Raw genomic sequence first — 22608 nt, 5'->3', positions numbered from 1 at the left:
TCATGAAAGCTTAAATCACCTCCCTCCGGAGGCCTATCGTAAACAGTTAGAAAACTCTAGTTTAGGGTGTCTTAATTAATGGGGAGTGGACACTCTCCATCAGTTATCCCAACAGCAACAAGCCGGACGCGTTATTCGCCGTGGATTACCTCGTGGCTATCAAGACTACCATTACGATGTGAATGGGCGATTGGCTAAGAAAGTGGTGCATCAACACGGCTATCGCCCTCAAGAGTGGCGCTATCTGTGGAACACCCAAAACCAACTTATCCGTTGCTTTACCCCCAGTGCCGATGTCTGGCGTTACACCTACGATGCCTTTGGGCGGCGGCTCAGTAAAACTAAAACGGTGGATAGCGAAAAACACAATGCGCATCCCGCCTTCCCCGTGTTAAAACCTCGTGTGACCGCGTGGCACTACTTGTGGTCCGGTGACCAAATGGTGGAAGAGGCCCCCGTCTATGCCGACGGTACTGTGGCATATGATGCGGGTATTCAATGGCTCTATCAGCCGGGGCCATCACTCCTACTGCTCGCTATCAAAAGGGGCAATTACACTATGTGGTCACTGACCATCAAGGTACACCCCGAGAGATTTTTACTGAAAAAGGGATAGCCAGTTGGGCAGGACGCCTCAATACGTGGGGTCAAATGGCGTTTTGGCAGTCTCAAGACGGTCGAGCCGACAATGACCCAAATTATACCGAATGCCATTTTCGTTTTGCCGGGCAATATGAAGACCGCGAAACGGGCTTGTATTATAACCGCTTTCGGTACTATGATAAGGACAGTGGGCAGTATATTTCACCAGACCCGATAGGGCTATTGGGTGGGTTGAATCCGTATAGTTACGTACACAATCCAACGAAATTTATTGATCCATACGGACTGAGTAGTTTTGATCCATTTATGCATGGAGAAATTACTGATTTTCCTAAAGACCTGCACTTTGGCCAAAATAGAATAGCCCCAAACTTTAGTAGTATTGGTAGTCAGGCCGATCCTTTAATAGCTGGAAGACCTATTCTCGATGTTGCGAATGATATTAAAGTTGGACATATTAGCCCCGATACCTTTGTTATTTCATACACAATTGATCCAGCTACAGGTAAACCTGTAACTCTTAATAATCGTGGCTTAGCTGCTATAATTGAGTCTGGTAAATACCCACAGCACGCAATATATGTTCCATATGAAAAGGTGCCAAAACACTTAGTTAAAGATATTTTAGATAGGCCTCCATCTAGATCTATAAGCATCACACAAAATAAAGATGGATCTGGCCTAAACAAAATAATTTGTTGTAAAAATTAATAAGGGAAAATATGAAACTACTATTAGCGCCTGAAAAATTAGCGTTTAAAGTATCTACTACGGATCTTGAGGTAATTTATACAGAATCAGGTGGGGTAAAACTGAGGATTGATATTCAAGATATTGATAATTTTAAAAGTGATACGTATCGTGAAATAGAAATTCACTTTTTAATGGTGGCTGAATTAAGATGTGTTTCTATGAATTTTTTTGATGCTTATTCTGATAATTATTCTATAGAAGGCCAAGGAATCATAACTAATAGAATTAACTTTTGGGAGCAAAATGGATACCACCCTGATTCAGGAATTTACCAAGTAATGAATTCTGATATATTGAAACATAAAAAAGTACTTTATGACCCATTAAATAGATTTAATTTAAAACATTATTTAATTACTGGAAATGATAGTTATGTTGAAATAGTTTCATCCAATTATGAATGTAATTAAATATAGTTATTAGGCCAGAAGAACCTTCCAATCTTCTGGCTTCTTCGTTTTTAAGAGCCGCTCAGTTTTGCTTTTAGCCGCTTGTATACTCTGTCATCAGCTCGCGCATCGTGTGCCGTATGGCAGTTAGTTGCGCTTGCTGTTGTTGGTTTTGTTGCTTAATCTCTCGGGTGCCTTCGCTGTCGGGGGATTAATACCAAACAGCCGTTTAAAATCTTCACCGTAAAAGTGAAACCTGTCTCAAAACCCGCGTCTTTTAGCCCTAGTCCTTTAAAGTGTATCGTGGGCGGTGGACTGGCTTTGCTGCCGTTCGGGGCATCCCCCACAGTGTAATGACGTTCTGTTTTGGGGCTTGGTACCGTAGCGTGTGATGCGGAAATTCAATGGCTTTATCAGCCAGCGAGCATCACCCCTACAGCTCGCTATCAAAAGGGGAAATTGCACTCTATGGTGACAGACTATCAAGACACACCCCGAGAGATTTTTACTAAAAAGGGATAGCCAGTTGGGCAGGACGCCTCAATACGTGGGGATAAATACATTTTTAGCAGTCCCAAGACGGTCAAGCCGACAATGCCCCGAATTATACCGAATGCCATTTTCGTTTTGCCGGGCAATATGAAGACCGCGAAACGGGCTTGTATTATAACCGATTTCTATACTAGGATAAGAATACCGGACAATATCTATGTCCTGACCCAATAGGGCTACTGGGTGGTGTGAATCCGTATGGGTATGTGCACTGTCCGACAGTTTGGGTGGACCCGTTTGGGTTGGCGGGGTGTTGCCTTGGGCTCACAGCATCCATTAACTGGAAGGGGTTCAATCCTCAGAAGAGAGATTACCAAATTGATGGTGTGACACATAATAACTTATCTGGTTTACAATATCATTATCTTAAGCATGGTAAGAATTCGGTGATATCACTCAGCCTCAATATTTAAATAAAGCCAAAGAGTTTTCTAAAAAACCGCTTACGGAAAGCATGCAGGAAGCTAAGGTTAATAACATTATTATTAAACATGATAAGAGTACTGATGAGATCTTTGTCAGTCATGCTGGTAAAAGAGAAATGCGGACTTATTATATAGATGATGGTCGGGATAGCGATGCATTCCAAACTGCAATTGAATTAGCGAAGAGTTTATAATGAAGATTGAATTTTTATATTCAGAAGTGATTGATTTCTTGAAACTTCATGCATTATTTAAAGAGACTGTTGATGGGCGGGTTCAATTTCTTTTTGAGCTGAGTGAAATAGAAGATAAGCAACCACTAGAGGCAATAAAACAAAAGTATAATGATATAATACTTGATAATTTTAATTATTCAAAATTACTAAAAAATAGTTTTTTTGAAGAAATCATCAAAGATATTACAGGAAATGAAATAATAATTATAGACCGTGATGACAATTTAATTCGTGGTGTTCCTTGTTCCGCCTGTAACTATATTGTTTTTGAAGACAAAGAAGATGCATTTTATGAAATTTGTCCGGTGTGCAGATGGCAAAATGATGGTAGCTCTGGAGATGACTATAGTAGCTGTAACCATAGTTCCATGAATGAATACAAAAATACTGAATTTTTTAAACATCAATTAAATATAGAGAGTAAAAATTACGTGAAGTTTAATAACCAATAGCATATAAACAAGTAAAAACGATTATATTGAGTAATAGACCGGAAAGATCCCCCATGATTTTCCGGCTTTATTTGAGAGCTGCTCAGTTTACCCTTTAGCCGCTCACATACTCAGCCATCAAGTTGCGCTTGCTGTTGTTGGTTTTGCTGCTTCATCGCTCGAATGTCTTCGCTGTTCGGTATCAATACCAAACAGCTGTTTAAGATTTTGACGATAAAAGTGAAGCCTATCTCAAATCCTGCGTCTTTTAACCAATGCCCTTTTAGGTGTATTGCCGGTGATGGATTGGCTTTACTGCCGTTTGGGGCATAACCGACGGTGTAATAATGTTCTATTTTTTGAGATTTAAGGGCTACATTAGCCCCAGTTTTGGTGCATCAACACAGTTATCGCCCTAAAGAGTGGCGATATCACTGGAATACCTAACACCAATTGATGGTCTGTTTCTCTCCCCCTTCCCCGCTGTATAGGAGGAGTTTACTAACGTTTAGGTATTAATAATGACTGAAAACTTACCATTTAACACCGGTTTTATATAAAAATTAAATGAGTATGCATGAATGTTGATATCAGTTTTACTACAGAGATAAAAGCAGATTTAGAGAATATAAAAATACTGAATAGAAGTAATAATCACTAGCTTAATTTTTACTAAAAGAGAAAAAGATGAGTTTAGAATGGCTCTTGGGGACACTATTTAGTTACAGATATACCAATAAATTATCATAATAGGTTATTATTTTTATCGCTCAAATAAAACTCACACTCTAAATAAAAATGGAGGTCTGAGGTCTGAGTGCTTAGTGAAATTGAAGTATATTTAATATATTACTACTATTTATGTGCTCTTTATGTACAAAATCACTTATCTGGTATCCCCCATATAAATACCACGAATACCTCCCCATCATGATCACTTAACATGATGGGGAAATTTAAGAAATAACAATTAAACTCTACTTTATAACTTAAAGTAAAAATATAAAATACTTAAACATGCTAATAAGACTAAAAAATCATTAGATGAGTTTTATTTCAGGAGCACTTATGATTATTCAATGAGAAATAAAAACATTATAGTATTTATCTTGAACCATATTCATATCTATATCAAAAGCATTTAGATAAACCCCTTTAAAAAACTCAAACAGTGTAATTTTAAAAAAACCTAAAATTATAATCAAAACATCAGTAGGGATCGCACAAACACCGCACTCATATCTAGATATTTGCTGCTGAGATACATTCATAATTCCAGCTAATTCCCTACCACTTAAAGAATAACTTTTCCTCAATTTTCTTAATTCTATTCCTACAGCTTTAATAAACACTTCCCTATGGCTCAAATCTAATTCAATTTGTTCAAATTCTAAATTACTAATTTTCATTTTTATTTAACCCCGAGTACAGAACGAAACATAAAGTCTGAATCATTCAATATTTCTTCGGTAATCTAATCAATTATCCTGATTAAATCAAATTATCCTAAAACAATATCCATTGATTATAGAAACCCCAAAAACAACAAATAAGTGTAAAAACTAATGGATTCTCTTGAACTTATAAGCCTTAATAGCCATTAATCCAAAAAAGACTATCATTATTGAATAGTAATAAAAACCAAAAGAAAACTCAGGAGGGAATATATTCAGATTAAATATTCGATTTTTACAAAAAAAAGCATTTAAATTTAATTGATAAAGTATATATTACAAAAAAAGGTAAAAATCATTAAGATTTATTCAATATCTTATAAATTAGGTTAAAAAACAGTCTACGGTGTAATACTTATATTAAAAAACGAAATATTACGAAACACTCAGCATCAAACTGACATAATACAGGCAGTTTACTCCCCTCTACGGCTTATTCAAAAATCTGATTTAGACATTCTCATTTATATTACTTTACTCATTTTATTAGATACATTTTTCTCTTGAAAAGAGTATTTCATCTCTTCATCAAATAAAATTTCAGCAACTCAGTTAGAGCAGAGCTTACTTCAAAATCAATATATATAAATTGAATTTTTTTACCTCATAATAAAAAATGAAGGCACTTAAATTCAATTAGAAGATATATAATAAAATAAAAACCAAGTAAATTCGAAAACAATAAAATAGATATTGATCATCGAAAAAATTAAATCATGCTATATCTCAATGCTAACTGAGTGCATCATGATGATAGCTGAAAATTAATAATCATCTAAAATAATACTATAAATCTGAAATTATTCACTTACTACTTATCCTAAAATAAGACAGCGACAACTAGATTCACCCTATCCTTTTAAGTGATCATATGAACAACAATTTTACGGAAACATATAGCCGTAATAAATACGCCTATTATTCCCTAATAACCACATTTTAATTCACAGCCTGCTTGGCGATACCGTTGCTGAGTTTCACTCGATAGCCCACTATCGCTAATAATTGTTTTAATACAAGATAGGGTTGCAACAGCATGAGGTTCGAACATATCAAACTTTGTGTGATCCGCTAGCAAAATAACCTCTGGTGAACGCGCTATTAGTTTGCGTTTAACTCCCACCTCAAACATAGTAGCATTCGTTATTCCCATCTCAATCGATAATGCATCACAAGACATAAAGACACGATCAACGGCAAAAGCATTTAACGTCTCTAATGCTAGGCTTTCACCTACCGTAAAATAACCAGGCCTGATTAACCCCCCAATGATATAACTTTCTACATTTGGAAACATTCCAAGTTGGTTAGCTATTTTGATGTCATTACAAATGACTTTAACGCTAATATCCCCCAGACACTTCGCTAATTCTAAACAAGTAGAGCCTGAGTCAAGAAAAAAACAGTCGCCTTCATGAATTAATTTACGAGCAATGAGTGCGATTTCACGTTTAGATGCACAATTTAAAGAGCGTCTGACATCAAATTGAGACTCTTTATCTGTCGTACTGTCGTCGAAATTTAAGTGCCCATGAGTTCGCGTCATACCAGGATAATGTTCAGCGATATATTGAAAATCGCGACGAATTGTCGCTTCTGCACAACCAAACAACTCCACCGCTTGTTGCGTTGAAAGCTCTCGACATTTCCAAAGATAGTGCAGCATCTGTTGGATCCGATCAGATTTATACAGACTCATAAGCGACTTCTCTCCGAATTTAATTGCTAAGTTGTTTTATCGTATTTTCATAATCGTCTGTCGAAAACAGTGCTCTTCCTATGACAAGATTATTAATACCAACCTTTTTTAATGACTGAATTTTATCTGCACTGATCCCACCATCAGCCCAATACTCCAGTTGGCTAAAGAGTGGTGGTATTTGCTGAATTTTATCCACTATTGATGGTATAAATTGCTGATTTTCACCATCCGGCTCGCTAGTCATCAACATCAAAGCATCTAATTTATTAATGAGGTATTGATAAGGAGCAACTGGTGTACTTGGATTTAATGCTATACCTGCTTTTGCCTTTATCTTTTTTATTTCAGCAATAATTTCTGAAGGGTTTTGCACCGCCTCAGGATGAAAGAAGATCCATTTGGGGCTAAAAGGAGCAAGCTCCCTTATCCAAAATAACGGTTGAGACACCATTAAATGAATAGATAATGCATGTTCTGTAGCTTGTGCAACTGCTTTTACCAACTTAATACCAAAAGTAATATTGTTGATAAAATTGCCATCTTCAATGTCCAGATGTAATGACCCAATATTCTGATTAGCCAGTTTATTAATAATTGAACCCAGCCAAAGTGAGTCAGCAGAAGCCAAAGACGGGTGTAATATCATCATCACTCCTTCATGGATAAATCAATATGAATTTAGCAACCGCAAAACATCATCATGGGTTTTAGCACAACGAATTTCATCAAGTAATAATGGATTATCAATAAGTTCAGCGATGTACTGTATGAGTCGAATATGATCATCACTTTGAGTTGCGCAAACAGTCATTAATAACCATACAGGGTCACAATCTTCATGACCGAATACAACGGGCTGTTTTAAGGTTGTGAGAGTAATTTGGTTATAGATAGCCCCTTGTTCCGGACGTGCATGTGGCATAGCAATGCCCGGAGCAATTAAATAATAAGGCCCCCAACTTTGGGTGTTTTTAATGATGCCTTGTAAATAGTTAGGCTCAGCAGCACCATGAATAATTAAAGGCGTACAAGCTATGCTAAGCGCTTCTTTCCAATCGGCTGCAACTTGATTTATTTGGATCCATTTAGCATCATCAATCATTGTATATTGACTCCTTTAAGGTTCGGTATATGCTTGATTATTGAGTCCTCGCCTAACTTTTGGCGAAGCTTGCGAGGACTCTTAGTATCACGAGGGAGATAAGTATTTTGCTTATCTCCTTTCTTATTGCCTTATGCTATGCACTTTCTCCATAAATCTTTCCACTCGAGTTTGATCAACAAAGTTGGCAAAAATGCCATCTTTTTTAAAAGTCGTCGCGGTGACACAGCCATCAGCAATACTCAGCTGCTCTTCAACGTTTTCGAGGCAAACCCCAGTGTTGGCAAAGACCACAGTATTCGGCACCGTATCTTTCACTTGTTTCAAAATTGCACTATCTGTTTTTGCTCCAGCAGTTAATCCCGAAACACATAGTGCATCTGGTTTATTATTAAAAACGGTAGACTTTGCTATTGAGCAGATATCTCGTCCACCTAGATATACCGCGGCTTCAGGTACAATATTAAAAAGCGTTTTTACATCCCCTGCCCCAATACGATGTTGATGGCGAATAGTTTCACCAACATTGGTATTCCATACGCCAAAATCACTTGCATAGGCACCCGTAAATATTTCTCGGATAAATTTCGCTCCTGTCGCCATCGCTAAATCGAACGAAGCGATCGGATCCCAAAGAACATTTACACCAAATGGTATACGGATCTCACTCATTAATTGACCAATGATCCGTGCCATTGCCGCGGTTGTCTCCGGCTTCACTTTAGTGAGATAAGGCAGGCTAAATTCATTTGAAAACATAACTGCATCAACACCGCCATTTTGTAATGCCATTAAATCCTCATATGCCCTATCAATTACCCATTGCATACTATGCTGCGCATTAAAATCAGGATCACCAGGTAATGCACGTAAATGGCACATAGCAATGACTGCTTTTTCTGTTCCAATAACATCCTTCAACCAACTCATTTCTATACTCCTTATTCAGGTAATTCACGATTACGTAAGAAAATAACGACACAGGCAACAATGCCAACAGTTAACACGACACCGATAAGACCAAATGACATTAATTCGTAAATAGACCAACCAAACATATTGCCAACTGACAGTGCGCTAATCTGCGCGCCATTTTCGGCAAAGTTAAATCCGCCATTACGTGCCATTTCGGTAAAGAAAGGGGCAAACTGCGTTGCGATGAGCAAAACGGTGCTCATAACAATCACACCACTCAGTAATGTGCGTAATAAGTCACCGCGGTGGATCACCGTGGCCATACAGATAAAGAAAGGAGCAACTGGCAAGTCAGCGAGTGGTAATACATTGTTCAATGGCAGGATACTAGCCAAAATCAACATGATAGGGATAAGAAGCAAACCCACTGCAATTGTGGTTGGATGACCCAGCGTTACGGCGGTATCTAGCCCAATAAACACTTCTCGATCATTAAAATGTTTCTGGAAAAATTTACGAGCGCCTTCAGAGATAGGAAGTAAGCCTTCAACAATTAAGCGGATCATGCGAGGGAATAACACCATGATCGCGGCAACCGTAATCATTAAAGTCGCACAACCTTTAAAGTCTTCTCCTGCTGCAAGCCCAAATAATAATCCCAGTACAACACCGATAATAACCGGATCACCCACCATGCCATAGCGTTTTTGAATAGCTTGTGCATCGATATTCTTTCCTTTTAGGAAAGGGATCTTTTCATAGATAGCATCAAGAAGTACAAATAGAGGAACTGAGCTAGAGCCATACCCTTGAGGAATTGAAATACCCTCCAAACCAACAATCGTTTGTACGCGTTTTGCCGTCCAATCTGCCATTTTTAGCGATAAGATGGCATGACACATAGCACCAGCGATACCATAAACTAAACTCCCCGTCGCAATTTGAACAACTGTTCCGGTAATTGCATAGTGCCAATAATTATAAATATCAACGTTCATTGTTTTCGTTAGGCGAGTAAACAATAACGTGATATTAAGTAAGAAAATAACGGGAATAATGACTGCACCAATCGCCGTTGCATAGCCAACACCAGATGCTGGCCCTGCCCCTACATCAAGTACATGTAGCGATAAGCCAAAACGTTCAATCATAATTTTGATGGGGGGGCTTAGGCTATCAATAGCCATCACGATCACTAGCCCCATTCCGACAAAACCAATACCGACGGTAACCCCAGCTTTAATGGCCTGTAGCCATGGAATGCGAAAGATTAAGCCAATAATTATCATGACGATTGGGACAAATACTGTACCGCCTAGAGAAAGTATATAGTCAAACATAACGTCACCTATGAGGTTTATTGTGATAACAACGTTTTAATTTTTTGTTTTAATGCATCGTCATTAACTCCTGTTAGTAAAGCGGCTCCATTCAAAGTCGGTACGCCATAATCTGTATCCGTTTTCATTGCGGTGATGATCAAATCAACACCGTGGCTGTTTAGTGGGATTTCGTTTAAACAACATTGTGAAGTCGCCACTAAGATGCCTTCACTAGCTAAGTAATCTTGGAGTTTTTGAGCAATCATTGTGGACGTAGACATACCCGTTCCACATGCAACGAGGACTTTTTTCATTTTAATGTAACCTCTTGGTTATTGTCTGAGTCAGACTCGATAGGAAACTGATTAGCGGGAAGTGTCGCTAATGCAGCCAATAACCGGATGCAGTCACTGAGATCTCGTAAGCTAGCAACTTCAGCCGGTGAATGTGTGTAGCGGCAAGGAATAGATAGGCTTGCGCAAGGAATGCCATCTTGTTCAACCTGAATATATCCCGTTTCTGTTATGACACCTGGTGCAACTTCTCTTTGTACCGGAATATGATTTTTGGAAGCTGTTTTTTCTAACATATTGATTAAGCGAACAGGAGTTACTAATCCCGCAAGCGTGCCTCTACCGTGATAGTTTAAGCAAGTAATGCCGACACCCTTGTTAATCACTAAATCCGAATAGTCTTGAAGGTCGGGCGTATCACAAGAAGGCGTAATATCGATCCCAATAGCAAGGTCGGGTTTTACACGGCGTAATACTGGTAAAATCCCACGAATATTAAATTCCTCTTGCACTGACGCGACAATAAATAGTGCGATTTCTAGCTTTTTATCTTTAATCGCATCAGCTAAACCAAGTAAAGCAGTGCATCCAAGTCGATCATCTAATGCTTTACTACACACCATGTCATTACCTAATTCTTGAGGCGGGTTATACAGTGTGATTGGCGTACCGACTTTTATGCCCATTCTTTCAGCGTCAGCCTTATCTTTCGCTCCGACATCAATCCACAATTGATCAATCGAGGGTGATTGCGTACGTTCATCACCTTTAGCAAAGTGATAGGATTTAATACCGATACATCCAGGTATTGAGCCGTGCTCTCCCGCAAGACGGACAACAGATCCTGACATCGTCACCTGTGCAGGCCCTCCGACTCGTTCAAAACGAATAAACCCCGACGGTTCAATTTTTCGCACCATAAATCCCACTTCATCCATATGCGCAAATACCATTAAACGCAGCGCTTTTGCGTCGTCACTTCCATAACGAGCAACTATATTACCGAGGCGATCCTGCCAAACTTCCTTAGCGCTCTCTGTAAAATGTTTTTGCATAACATTGGCAATAGGGGCTTCATGACCTGAAATACCGTCCAAGGTCAGTAAGGAAAAAAGTGTATCTCGAATGGAAAATACCATAATGATGATCCTTCATTGACTAAAACGACATAAAGATGAGCGATTTATATGTAAAAAAAGATGGGATTATTGTGATTAAAATCACAACAAACCATTAAAAATAACAAATAGAAACAATTTTGTGACAAATATATAACAATTTCACTCATGCTGATTGCACTAAATTTTTAGGCATTGATGGCTTTTAAATACTTAACAATGGTGATAGTGAATAGATCTTAGAAGCGTAAATGTCGATTTATCATGGATATAAAGCGCGTATATTGCCTTAATGGACTATGTTAGTTTACACGTCATTCCACACTGAAAGCTGATAACATTTAACTATTGAGCTAAGTGAGCGTTTAAGCAGTGATATTTAATGAAAGGCAAATCGGCAGATTTATAGGGGATTGCATATCACTTTGTAGTAAATTTGCCTATCTTCATATTCATAAGTTGCGATGAAAATGTAATTACAAAACAGGGGTTTTTTAGTTAATTCATACTAAACCGCCTTTTAATATTTATGTTAGTCATTTACCTGTAGTATTTTCTGTAAACCCATCCAATACTGATGATTATTTATGAACCCATTTAAAAAATTGATCACTGGACAATACCCTCTTATATCTGTTGCTATATTTTGGTTTATTTCTCAATTTTTAATTGGGGCGTTATTGAAAACGATCCCGTTGTGGTTGATTAAACACCCTGATGAATCCCTTTTATATTCAATAATTGCGTCATACGGCTTAAAAGTTGTTCTCTCCGTTTGTGTTCTATCTGGGCTCATATCCTTTTTAAGAAGAAAATTCTCAATTATTTACTTGTTGACTACTATTTTTATCATTCTCCATATTATTTTTAATGGATATTTATTTTTTACATTCGCACATTCTATTTTGTCATCCCTCTAACATTGGGGTTCGTTATGGTTATCACAATAAATTAAGGCATTGAACACCCTTGGTGGTGGCTCGATACTTTTTCATAAAATTAATATTTAACGCTGACCATATATTGCAGCCGTAAACTAGCAGGCAAGCAAGCACGATTTCTATTGCTTCGTCGCCACCTAGCATTGAAGCTATCGAGAGCATTCAAACCGCAATAGAACCTGCAAAATCTAAATAATGAGTTAGAATGTACCATACTTCGATTAATGTCCTCTGCCTCGATTTCGATACCACCGTGGAAATTGTGAAAAAGATACTCATCCACAAGATATATACGATAGAAGAAAATAAGGAAGATCACCTAATCTAAAAGCATGTTGGATTAATATTAATTCACACACCTTATCAAATCATCTACTAATTTAAAATTAGGGCGTACTGTAATTGGAATTCGAATCGAAGTGTCCATTCGTGCAGTAATAACAGCTCGATGATACTTTACGCCACTAATGTAAATATCTATTGTTTTTCCAGTGTTTTTAACAGAAAAATCACTCAGCCCAGTACCGCTTTTTAGCATAATAGCTAATGAGTCGTTTGTATCTATATATGTATTGAGTTTCGCTGATTCTATATTTTTACAAGCTATAGAGATTTCACTCTCACTGGTTTTAAAAGACAAGCACTCATTATCAGGTTTGCATTGGTTAGCCGCTATTGTCGATGTAGAGAATAATAAAGCAGCAACAGCTAGTAATTTCATAATCATAAACTCATTTTTTAAGTTACATGGATTATATCAGTTAATCATAGAGAGGGTATGATTAGAATCATTTGTAAATAGCATAGTGAGGAGTATTAGGAAAAGAAAATAACCGTAGAAAATGAGGAAGTTTACGCAGCGCATATATATTTATGGGCTATCATTCGAGCTAAGCGCTAGATATCCAAGAAATACATCAGCAGTAGCCTACCGCACCAACACACTTTCAACGAAGACTTACATCACACTTGGGTAATCTGGGGAGGCTCTATCCGCGCTTCAAGAAATGGGCGACTGGGAAAACATTGATGATATTTTAAATGCGAATGGCACGAATATGACACGCAAGATAATTTAAAAATACTCACTCACACATAACGCACTGATTTAATTAGTGGGTCGTGGGGGGTTCGAACCCCCGACCAATTGATTAAGAGTCAACTGCTCTGCCAACTGAGCTAACAACCCGATGCACTTATTTAACGCCTCTCATTTAGCACAGTCAACATTATTCTGCTAATTTTACTTAACCAATTAAATTTTGGTTGCTAATGTTAACTTGGTGTTATATTCAGATTAAGATATCACCACTCTGATTACAGTCAGTTAAGTTTTTCTTACACTGACTGAGATTTGTGTCACAATATTTTATGCAAACACTGTCACACAATTAAAAATACACTGTGACTGCACATAACCACTTCTTTGGATAGATACTATGGAAGAAAATCAACCCTCAACATCAACAAATCCTCCCACAGAGAGGAATCAGCTAAAACGTAGCCTCAGCAACCGACATATCCAACTTATCGCTATCGGTGGCGCGATCGGAACGGGCCTATTTATGGGCTCAGGTAAAACTATTTCGCTAGCTGGCCCTTCTATCATCTTCGTTTATATGATTATTGGGTTCATCTTGTTCTTTGTTATGCGAGCGATGGGTGAATTATTACTTTCCGATCTTAATTACAAATCATTCAGCGACTTTTCTGCCGACCTGATTGGCCCATGGGCTGGCTTCTTTGTTGGTTGGACCTATTGGTTTTGTTGGGTCATTACTGGTATTGCTGATATTGTGGCTATCACATCCTATGTCAGCTTTTGGGTGCCTAATTTCCCTGAATGGGTGACCTCTTTCATCTGTGTTGTGACGCTGTTAACACTTAATTTAGTCTCAGTCAGATTATTTGGTGAACTGGAGTTTTGGTTTGCCATGATCAAAATTGTCGCCATTATCGCGTTAATTATCGTTGGCGGCACTTTAATCGCAATGAACTTCCAATCACCGGCTGGTCATACGGCATCACTAAGCAATATCTGGAATGACGGCGGAATGTTTCCTATGGGGATTAGTGGCTTCTTTGCTGGTTTCCAGATAGCTATTTTCGCTTTTGTTGGTATTGAATTAGTGGGAACTGCTGCTGCGGAAACCCGCGATCCCGAAAAATCATTACCAAAAGCAATTAACGCCATCCCTTTTAGAATTATTGCTTTCTATGTGCTATCGCTGATAGTTATTATGGCGGTAACACCTTGGCGCACCATCTTGGCGGATAAAAGCCCATTTGTAGAGATGTTTGTCCTGATCAGCCTTCCTGCCGCAGCAAGTATTGTCAACTTTGTCGTACTCACCTCTGCGGCATCCTCTGCCAATAGTGGCGTTTTTTCTACGAGCCGCATGCTATTTGGCCTATCAAAAGAAGGCGATGCACCAAAACAGTTTAGTCGCTTATCGAAAAAAGCCGTGCCTGCAACGGGGTTAATATTTACCTGCATTTGCCTAAGTTTCGGTATTATTTTGATCTACTTTATCCCAGATATCATGCATGCTTTCACGTTGGTTACTACCGTGTCAGCAATCCTATTTATGTTTATCTGGAGCATGATCTTATATAGCTATCTCAAATTCAGAAAAAACCGCCCACAACTTCATCAGGCTTCGCATTATAAAATGCCAGCAGGTATTGTGATGTCGTGGATTTGCTTGGTTTTCTTTGTCTTTATGGTGATCCTGCTCGCCTTCCAGCACGATACAAGGCAAGCTCTTATCGCAACGCCTGTCTGGTTTATTATTCTATTTATTGGTTACCAAGTAGTTAAACGTCGTAAGCAGACCCATTAAAGACCAGATAGCAAAGTGTTCCCATAAAATTAGATACTTTGTTCAAATAACTTATCAGGCCTGATTTCAATACACTTCTGAACTCAGGCCTTTTAACGTTTATCTGTGTCGTAATGGCTTATCCATTCATATCCATAGCCTACCGATATGGCATATTTCTGCGCCAAATATGCTCAGCTCAAACTTCTTCATTTGTGCGAGTACATTTTCAATGCACTTTTTCCTAGCTGTGCAGGCACCTTCTGTTAATGACGCCATTGACTTAAATTAGCATAGAGAATTTATATCTACGGACTATTAAGAATTTGAGCTGTTATTTATTAATTTATTTTGATATTACTTTGAAAGAGGTAAGTCACGAACTTGCCAGTAAAGTTCACTTTATCTCTAATGGGCAACGTTAAATTAAAGGTAAAAAAATGGCAGATTTATCCACATTAACTCTTTTTCATGATCCTACTTCAGAGCCAAGCAGAGCCGTTCACTGGCTTTGTATTGAAGCTAATATTCCCATCAATATCAAATACACATGGTTGACGCGGGGAGAACATCTTTCTAATGAATTTTTAGCCGTCAATCCGTTGCATCAGATACCCGCAATGCAGCACGACGATTTTTGCCTTTCCGAAGCAACGGCAATCATGAACTATCTTACAGATATTCACGGTTGCAGTGATAAATGGTTTGGAGCAACCCATCGAGCTAAGGCTGTCATCAATAAACATTTGTCTTGGTATCATACGAATCTTCGTAAAATATCAACATTGGAATATTTTCTTCCCGTACTGTTAATGCCTGCATATCTTGGGGTGGCAAAACCATCGGTCAATGAGATTGAAGCCAAATTAAATGCACTTCATGATATGTTTGCAAATTTAGATTTTCTGCTTGAAGGCAAAAATTTCTTAGCAGGAAGTGATATTTCCGCCGCAGATTTACTCTACGCTTGCGATATTTTTGCTTTAAGGATTGACCCCAATTTTAAGCAAATGATAGAAAAATACCCCAATATCCGTGGCTGGTTAACAAAACTTGAATCAAGGCCAAGTTATGAGCTTTCACATAAAGCATGGGATCATATTGTTCCGCAAATATTGGCACTAAACGGTGGGTCTAAGGGGTCTCCAGAGTGGATTGCGGATACTTGTGAGAAAGTCATCGGGTAACAAAAGCAGATAAGCGATTTAAACAAGCCTAGAGGAAGCAAGCTGAGCGCCTTACTCAAAGAAAATACTCAATTGGCTTATTTGTTCCGATTATTTTTACTGTCATTTACCGTGAAAAAACAACCAAAAAACTCAAATTTGAATGCTCATAAAATGAGACTATTTAAAAAATAAAATCAATGAAAAAGATCCATTAGTCATTTTATATTTGCTCATAACCCCCCAATAGTTGGTTACCCAACTATTGGGGGTTACTTTATTTTATCAATTATTTCATTTTATATTCCGCTTCAGCCTCATCAAAGCGGGCTTGAGCAGCGGCACTTGGCGCTTTAGTTATCATACTGACCACAATAATTGCAATTGTTGCAAGGATAAAACCAGGGATGATTTCATACAGATCAAACCATTTATATTTCATCCAGACTAATACGGTAACGGCACCAACAACCATCCCCGCAAGTGCACCTGTACGAGTCATTCGTTTCCATAACACAGAAATCAAGACGACTGGCCCAAATGCGGCACCAAAGCCAGCCCATGCGTTACTCACTAATGCTAACACCTTGTTATTCGGGTCACGTGCAATATAGATAGCAATCGCAGCCACTACCAGAACCATGATCCGCCCTACCCAAACCAGCTCTTTTTGGCTCGCATTTTTACGCAGGAACGGCTTATATAAGTCCTCGGTTAACGCACTTGCGCACACAAGTAATTGACAGCTTAATGTACTCATAACCGCCGCTAAAATAGCGGAGAGTAAGATACCTGCAACCCATGGGTTAAACAGTATTCCTGCAAGCTCCATAAAAATACGTTCGTTATTTCCCATCACCGATGAGGCTAGCGCAGGGTTAATTTCGAAGTAAGCAATACCAAAGAAACCAACCGCAGTTGTTCCTCCAAGGCAAAGGATCATCCATGTCATACTAATACGACGCGCAGAGCGAATCGTGCGATGTGAATCAGCAGCCATAAAACGCGCTAAGATATGAGGCTGACCAAAGTAACCTAGCCCCCACCCTAATAATGAAATAATCGCAACAAAATTCAAACCCTTAAACATATCTAAGTATTCAGGGTTTTTCGTTTGAATAACATCGATTGCAGTATCTAGTCCACCTAATGAGAAAATGATCACAATAGGCGTTAAAATAAGTGCAAATATCATCAATGAGGCTTGCACTGTATCAGTCCAACTGACAGCTAAGAAGCCACCAAGGAAGGTATAAGCGATAGTTGCTAACGCACCAAGCCACATAGCTTTTTCATAGCTAATATTAAAAGTACTTTCAAACAGTAATCCCCCAGCAACAACACCAGAGGCACAATAGATAGTAAAGAAAACAAGAATTACAACAGCAGAGATAATGCGTAAAATTTTACTATTATCCTCAAAACGACTGGTAAAGTAGTCAGGTAGCGTCAATGCATTATTATTTTTTTCCGTTTGAACCCGCAAACGCCCAGCAACAAATAACCAGTTAAGATATGCCCCCAAGCTCAGCCCGATAGCAATCCAACTTTCTGAAATCCCAGCGAGGAAAATAGCACCAGGTAGCCCCATCAACAACCAACCACTCATATCAGAGGCCCCTGCTGAAAGTGCTGTGACTACACTACCTAAACTTCGTCCACCGAGAATGTAATCATCGAAATTCTTCGTTGAACGATAAGCTAAATAACCAATAAGTAACATGCCAGTAATATATACGATGAACATAATGATCATCGGAGTGCTTACAGTCATCCGTCTTCTCCATAGAATAGTTATCTTCTTTGGTTGTTGCACTAAATTGCACGCAAGCAAATTAAATAATAAATATAGTGTGTGTTGTGTTTGTATTTAGTTGCACTTGATTAAAAATGCTACCTTAGCATGCTAGACAATCTCATTTCCGATTAACAAGAAATTAACGTTATTTTGTTCAATAAACGATATCCGTATCACAAATGTTAAATTTTTGATGCGAGAATTAATCAATTCACTCACAACTCATCTAGCAAAGCGAATTAATAACATATTGATTTTTAATAAAAATCAGCAAAATCCATTTCTAACCATCTCATTTTACAAATAAAAATACGATATATTTCACAATTCCTTTAGAATAGGCTTTAACAACGTTGCACAAAGTTGCAACATCGTGCTATTGATGTGTAACTTTTTTGTTTCTAGTAGCTAATTATTTAGAGGAAATGGGATGAGTAGTACGACAACTATGGGTGTGAGACTTGATGAAGCGACTCGTGAACGCATTAAAACTGCTGCTCAACGTCTTGACCGCACGCCGCATTGGCTAATTAAACAAGCCATATTTAATTATCTTGAACAGCTTGATAATCAACAGTTCATCCCTGAGATTTCCTCGGGACAAGATAACAAAGATGGCCAAATATCAGAAGAAGAATCCGTTACTGAATCGAATTATCAGCCTTTTTTGGATTTCGCTGAACATATTTTACCTCAATCGGTTAAACGCTCAGCGATTACATCTGCTTATCGTATTCCTGAAACACAAGCACTGCCGATGTTGCTACAACAAGCACAACTCCCCGCAGAGCAAGCAGATGCCGCCCATAAGTTAGCTTATTCCATCGCAGAAAAATTACGTAATCAAAAAAATGGGATCGGCCGCTCTGGTTTAGTTCAAGGCTTATTGCAAGAGTTTTCACTCTCTTCACAAGAAGGTGTTGCACTCATGTGTTTGGCTGAAGCTTTATTACGTATTCCTGATAAAGCAACACGAGATGCACTCATCCGCGATAAAATCAGTACAGGTAATTGGCAATCTCATTTGGGCCAAAGTAGCTCCATGTTTGTTAATGCAGCAACTTGGGGATTACTATTTACAGGCAAACTGGTTTCGACTCACAATGAAGCCAAGCTATCTAGCTCATTGAACCGTATTATTAGTAAAAGTGGCGAACCATTAATTCGCAAAGGCGTTGACATGGCAATGCGCTTAATGGGAGAGCAATTTGTTACTGGCGAAACAATTGCACAAGCATTAGCGAATGCAAGGAAGCTGGAAGAAAAAGGTTTCCGCTACTCTTATGATATGTTGGGCGAAGCGGCGTTAACAGAAAAAGATGCTCAAGATTATATGGTATCCTACCAACAGGCGATCCATGCTATCGGTAAAGCATCGAATGGCCGCGGTATCTATGAAGGACCGGGGATCTCTATCAAGTTATCAGCCTTACACCCTCGTTACAGCAGAGCGCAATACTCTCGCGTAATGGAAGAGCTATACCCTCGTTTGCTATCACTCGTATTACAAGCCCATCAATATGATATTGGAATTAATATTGATGCTGAAGAGGCTGACCGTTTAGAAATCTCCCTCGACCTACTCGAAAAACTTTGCTTTGAGCCGCAACTTGCAGGTTGGAACGGTATTGGTTTTGTTATTCAGGCGTACCAAAAACGTTGCCCATTCGTGATTGATGCAATTATTGATCTTGCTGAACGAAGCAAACGCCGCTTGATGATCCGCCTAGTTAAAGGGGCTTATTGGGACAGTGAAATTAAGCGCGCTCAAATTGATGGTTTAGAAGGCTACCCTGTTTATACGCGTAAAGTGTATACCGATGTTTCATACCTCGCATGCGCTCGCAAATTGTTGTCAGTACCAAATCTGATTTACCCACAATTTGCAACTCATAACGCCCATACGCTGGCTGCAATTTACCAAATTGCAGGTAAAAACTACTATCCAGGTCAATATGAATTCCAATGCCTACATGGAATGGGTGAGCCATTATATGAACAAGTTGTCGGGAAAGTTGCTGATGGTAAACTCAACCGCCCTTGTCGTATCTATGCACCTGTCGGAACACACGAAACCTTATTGGCTTATTTAGTCCGTCGCTTACTCGAAAATGGGGCGAATACCTCATTTGTGAACCGCATTGCTGATGCGACCATTCCACTTGATGAACTAGTATCTGATCCTGTCAAAGACGTATTAGAGTTATCGAAAGCAGAAGGACAAATTGGGTTACCTCACCCTAAAATAGCCCTTCCTCGTGACTTGTATGGAAAGAATCGTGTCAACTCAATGGGGCTAGACCTCTCCAATGAACATCGCTTAGCATCGCTTTCTAGCGCACTTTTAACCGCAGCGATGCAAGAAAAATTAGCTCAACCACTACTTGGTGGGGAATATCAACTGGCTAAATCAGCCGAAAATGCGCTTCCAGTGATTAACCCAGCATGCCATTCTGACATTGTCGGTCATGTTCGTGAAGCAACGTTGGAAGAAGCAGAGCATGCATTAAACATCGCCAATGATGCAGGAGCTATTTGGTTTGCGACTCCACCGTCAGAGCGTGCAGCTATCCTCTTACGTGCCGCAGACATCATGGAGCAACAATTACAGCCTCTACTTGATGTACTGGTTCGTGAAGCGGGGAAAACCTATGCTAACGCGATTGCAGAGGTTCGTGAAGCCGTTGATTTCTTGAATTATTATGCAACTCAAGTCCGCGATGACTTTGATAACAATACCCATCGACCGTTAGGCCCTGTGGTTTGCATTAGTCCATGGAACTTCCCTCTAGCAATTTTCACCGGACAGATTGCGGCAGCTCTCGCAGCAGGTAACACGGTATTAGCGAAACCCGCAGAGCAAACACCACTGATTGGCTCAATTGCAGTATCAATGCTCCATCAAGCCGGTATTCCACGTGAAGTATTGCAATTTTTACCGGGTAAAGGGGAAACAATTGGAGCGAAATTAGTGGGTGATGCAAGAGTTCGTGGTGTAATGTTTACAGGCTCTACGGAAGTTGCTGGATTGCTGCAACGTAATATTGCGGGAAGGCTGGATGCTCAAGGACGTCCAACCCCACTCATCGCAGAAACTGGCGGATTAAATGCGATGATCGTCGATTCGTCGGCCTTAACAGAGCAAGTCGTGACAGATGTTGTCGCTTCTGCTTTTGATAGTGCAGGTCAACGCTGCTCCGCCCTACGTATTTTATGTATCCAAGAAGATGTCGCTGATCGCACAATTCGTATGTTAAAAGGTGCGATGGAAGAGTGCCGTATGGGCAATCCAGAGCACCTTTCTACGGATATCGGGCCGGTTATCGATAATGAAGCTAAAGAGAATATTGAACAGCATATCCAGCAAATGCGTAGCAAAGGTAAAGAGGTCTTCCAAGCTGTATTTGACAATATTGATGACCTACGTGAGCAGTCCGAAGGTACTTATGTTAAACCAACACTGATTGAGTTAGACAACGTTGGCGAATTGAAAAAGGAAATTTTTGGTCCTGTATTACATGTGGTGCGCTACAAGCGCGAACAACTCACCGATCTTATTGAACAAATTAATGCGGCAGGATATGGGTTAACACTTGGTGTTCATACCCGTATTGATGAGACTATCAATCAAGTCGTTATGAAAGCAAAAGTCGGTAACTTATATGTCAACCGCAATATGGTAGGTGCTGTAGTTGGCGTTCAACCATTTGGTGGTGAAGGCCTCTCTGGTACCGGACCTAAAGCCGGTGGCCCACTTTATCTCTATCGGTTGTTAAGTGAACGCCCTGATAATGCGGTATCACGTACACTCGAAAGACAAGACAATGAGTTAGCAATGGATGCCAGCGCAAGACCACAACTCCTCGAACCTTTTGATGCCTTCTCGTCATGGTTGGAGAAGCAAGAAAATCGCATCGAACCAGCTATCTTTGAGCAGTTTGCACGTCATGCACAGGCGGGGACTTCGCGTTTATTACCTGGGCCTACAGGGGAAAGAAACACTTATACTTTAACGCCTCGAGGCACTATTTTATGTCTCAGTGATAACGAGAAAGACTGCTTAGTGCAATTGGCGGGAGTTCTTGCGAGTGGCTGCCAAGCATTATGGCCAGAAAGCGAAATACACCAAAAACTGTATAAGTCACTACCTGAAAAAGTGCGTAACGCAGTTTCAATCACCAAAGATTGGCAAGAGTATAACGGACATATTGAAGCGGTTATTTACCATGGTGACAGCGATCAACTCAAAATCGTCTGTGAAACGGTTGCCAAACGTAAAGGCCCGATTATCTCTGTTCAAGGCTTTGAACGAGGTGAAACTAACTTACTGCTAGAAAGATTAGTTCATGAGCGCTCACTAAGCGTCAACACCGCTGCTGCTGGTGGTAATGCAAGCTTAATGACAATTGGCTAATTAACCACAGCCTGAGCCTAAAAATATTGGGGTCAGGCTGTTTTTTTGGTTTTCAGAATACCTCAATTGATCAGACTCCCTACCCTCAATAACACGCTCCTATTCACGCTTTAATCACTTACCATTATTACTGGCGCTTTATGATATTGGTTAACTAAGAGCGAATTATGCT

At 39.3% G+C, this 22608-nt stretch carries 20 protein-coding genes and 1 tRNA gene; 8 read left to right on the top strand and 13 right to left on the bottom strand.

Going from position 1 to position 22608, the window contains the following annotated elements:
• Positions 1 to 85 precede the first annotated feature (85 nt).
• Genes PSF11_RS02340 through PSF11_RS02330 form a run of 3 tightly spaced genes read left to right on the top strand, consistent with a single transcriptional unit; the run spans position 86 to position 1766 of the window.
• Positions 86 to 616 (top strand): RHS repeat domain-containing protein, encoded by a 531-nt coding sequence (locus PSF11_RS02340; protein ID WP_072502166.1) that lies wholly within the window; start codon positions 86 to 88, stop codon positions 614 to 616.
• The gene (locus PSF11_RS02335; RefSeq protein WP_376739123.1) at positions 499 to 1314 is read left to right on the top strand and encodes an RHS repeat domain-containing protein; all 816 of its coding nucleotides are present in this window, start codon (positions 499 to 501) and stop codon (positions 1312 to 1314) included. The genes PSF11_RS02340 and PSF11_RS02335 overlap by 118 nt, the downstream gene beginning before the upstream one ends.
• Positions 1315 to 1325: 11 nt before the next feature.
• A complete protein-coding gene (locus PSF11_RS02330; RefSeq protein ID WP_072502164.1) occupies positions 1326 to 1766 on the top strand; it encodes a hypothetical protein in 441 nt (146 codons plus the stop codon).
• A 158-nt stretch (positions 1767 to 1924) separates the two neighbouring features.
• Here the strand turns inward: PSF11_RS02330 and PSF11_RS02325 are convergent, their stop codons facing one another.
• Entirely contained in the window at positions 1925 to 2092 is a 168-nt protein-coding gene (locus PSF11_RS02325; RefSeq protein ID WP_154611413.1) for a SymE family type I addiction module toxin, read from the bottom strand.
• 659 nt (positions 2093 to 2751) lie between these two features.
• Here PSF11_RS02325 and PSF11_RS02315 point away from each other — a divergent pair.
• Both PSF11_RS02315 and PSF11_RS02310 read left to right on the top strand, forming a co-directional pair.
• Positions 2752 to 2916 carry a hypothetical protein gene (locus PSF11_RS02315; protein ID WP_154610408.1) on the top strand — a complete coding sequence of 55 codons (165 nt, stop codon included), beginning with the start codon at positions 2752 to 2754 and terminating at the stop codon, positions 2914 to 2916.
• On the top strand, positions 2916 to 3410 hold the full coding sequence (locus PSF11_RS02310) for a CPCC family cysteine-rich protein (RefSeq protein WP_004918541.1): 495 nt from the start codon (positions 2916 to 2918) through the stop codon (positions 3408 to 3410). Before PSF11_RS02315 ends, PSF11_RS02310 begins: the two co-directional genes overlap by 1 nt.
• Before the next feature lie 110 nt (positions 3411 to 3520).
• Here the strand turns inward: PSF11_RS02310 and PSF11_RS02305 are convergent, their stop codons facing one another.
• The 11 genes from PSF11_RS02305 to PSF11_RS02255 form a co-directional block, all read right to left on the bottom strand.
• Complete coding sequence (locus PSF11_RS02305) at positions 3521 to 3745, bottom strand: SymE family type I addiction module toxin (protein WP_071881667.1); 225 nt, start codon at positions 3743 to 3745, stop codon at positions 3521 to 3523.
• A gap of 720 nt (positions 3746 to 4465) precedes the next feature.
• Positions 4466 to 4798 carry a helix-turn-helix domain-containing protein gene (locus PSF11_RS02300; RefSeq protein WP_004918538.1) on the bottom strand — a complete coding sequence of 111 codons (333 nt, stop codon included), beginning with the start codon at positions 4796 to 4798 and terminating at the stop codon, positions 4466 to 4468.
• 970 nt (positions 4799 to 5768) lie between these two features.
• Positions 5769 to 6542, bottom strand: a complete 774-nt coding sequence (locus PSF11_RS02295; protein WP_004918537.1) for a DeoR/GlpR family DNA-binding transcription regulator — start codon at positions 6540 to 6542, stop codon at positions 5769 to 5771.
• A 19-nt stretch (positions 6543 to 6561) separates the two neighbouring features.
• A complete protein-coding gene (locus PSF11_RS02290; RefSeq protein ID WP_072502163.1) occupies positions 6562 to 7191 on the bottom strand; it encodes an epimerase in 630 nt (209 codons plus the stop codon).
• 21 nt (positions 7192 to 7212) lie between these two features.
• On the bottom strand, positions 7213 to 7647 hold the full coding sequence (locus tag PSF11_RS02285) for a PTS sugar transporter subunit IIA (RefSeq protein ID WP_004918535.1): 435 nt from the start codon (positions 7645 to 7647) through the stop codon (positions 7213 to 7215).
• A 123-nt stretch (positions 7648 to 7770) separates the two neighbouring features.
• Positions 7771 to 8577, bottom strand: a complete 807-nt coding sequence (locus PSF11_RS02280) for a BtpA/SgcQ family protein (RefSeq protein ID WP_004918534.1) — start codon at positions 8575 to 8577, stop codon at positions 7771 to 7773.
• Between the two features lie 11 nt (positions 8578 to 8588).
• On the bottom strand, positions 8589 to 9902 hold the full coding sequence (gene sgcC, locus PSF11_RS02275; RefSeq protein WP_004918533.1) for a PTS sugar transporter subunit IIC SgcC: 1314 nt from the start codon (positions 9900 to 9902) through the stop codon (positions 8589 to 8591).
• Between the two features lie 17 nt (positions 9903 to 9919).
• Entirely contained in the window at positions 9920 to 10198 is a 279-nt protein-coding gene (gene sgcB, locus PSF11_RS02270) for a PTS sugar transporter subunit IIB SgcB (protein WP_004918532.1), read from the bottom strand.
• Positions 10195 to 11316 carry a M42 family metallopeptidase gene (locus PSF11_RS02265; RefSeq protein ID WP_004918530.1) on the bottom strand — a complete coding sequence of 374 codons (1122 nt, stop codon included), beginning with the start codon at positions 11314 to 11316 and terminating at the stop codon, positions 10195 to 10197. The genes sgcB and PSF11_RS02265 overlap by 4 nt, the downstream gene beginning before the upstream one ends.
• A gap of 1266 nt (positions 11317 to 12582) precedes the next feature.
• On the bottom strand, positions 12583 to 12957 hold the full coding sequence (locus PSF11_RS02260; RefSeq protein WP_225829581.1) for a hypothetical protein: 375 nt from the start codon (positions 12955 to 12957) through the stop codon (positions 12583 to 12585).
• Positions 12958 to 13352: 395 nt separating this feature from the next.
• Positions 13353 to 13425, bottom strand: a tRNA-Lys gene (locus PSF11_RS02255).
• A 250-nt stretch (positions 13426 to 13675) separates the two neighbouring features.
• Between PSF11_RS02255 and cycA the strand changes: the two genes are divergently transcribed.
• On the top strand, positions 13676 to 15079 hold the full coding sequence (gene cycA / locus PSF11_RS02250; RefSeq protein WP_072502161.1) for a D-serine/D-alanine/glycine transporter: 1404 nt from the start codon (positions 13676 to 13678) through the stop codon (positions 15077 to 15079).
• A gap of 419 nt (positions 15080 to 15498) precedes the next feature.
• A complete protein-coding gene (locus PSF11_RS02245; protein WP_004918526.1) occupies positions 15499 to 16245 on the top strand; it encodes a glutathione S-transferase family protein in 747 nt (248 codons plus the stop codon).
• A 268-nt stretch (positions 16246 to 16513) separates the two neighbouring features.
• Here the strand turns inward: PSF11_RS02245 and putP are convergent, their stop codons facing one another.
• The gene (gene putP / locus PSF11_RS02240; protein ID WP_014658023.1) at positions 16514 to 17998 is read right to left on the bottom strand and encodes a sodium/proline symporter PutP; all 1485 of its coding nucleotides are present in this window, start codon (positions 17996 to 17998) and stop codon (positions 16514 to 16516) included.
• Positions 17999 to 18452: 454 nt separating this feature from the next.
• Between putP and putA the strand changes: the two genes are divergently transcribed.
• Positions 18453 to 22436 (top strand): trifunctional transcriptional regulator/proline dehydrogenase/L-glutamate gamma-semialdehyde dehydrogenase, encoded by a 3984-nt coding sequence (gene putA / locus PSF11_RS02235; protein WP_014658022.1) that lies wholly within the window; start codon positions 18453 to 18455, stop codon positions 22434 to 22436.
• The last annotated feature ends 172 nt before the right edge of the window (positions 22437 to 22608 follow it).

It is taken from the genome of Providencia sp. PROV119, assembly GCF_028482435.1.
Classification (GTDB): Bacteria; Pseudomonadota; Gammaproteobacteria; order Enterobacterales; family Enterobacteriaceae; genus Providencia; species Providencia stuartii.
This window is presented reverse-complemented; position numbering and strand designations above follow the sequence as displayed.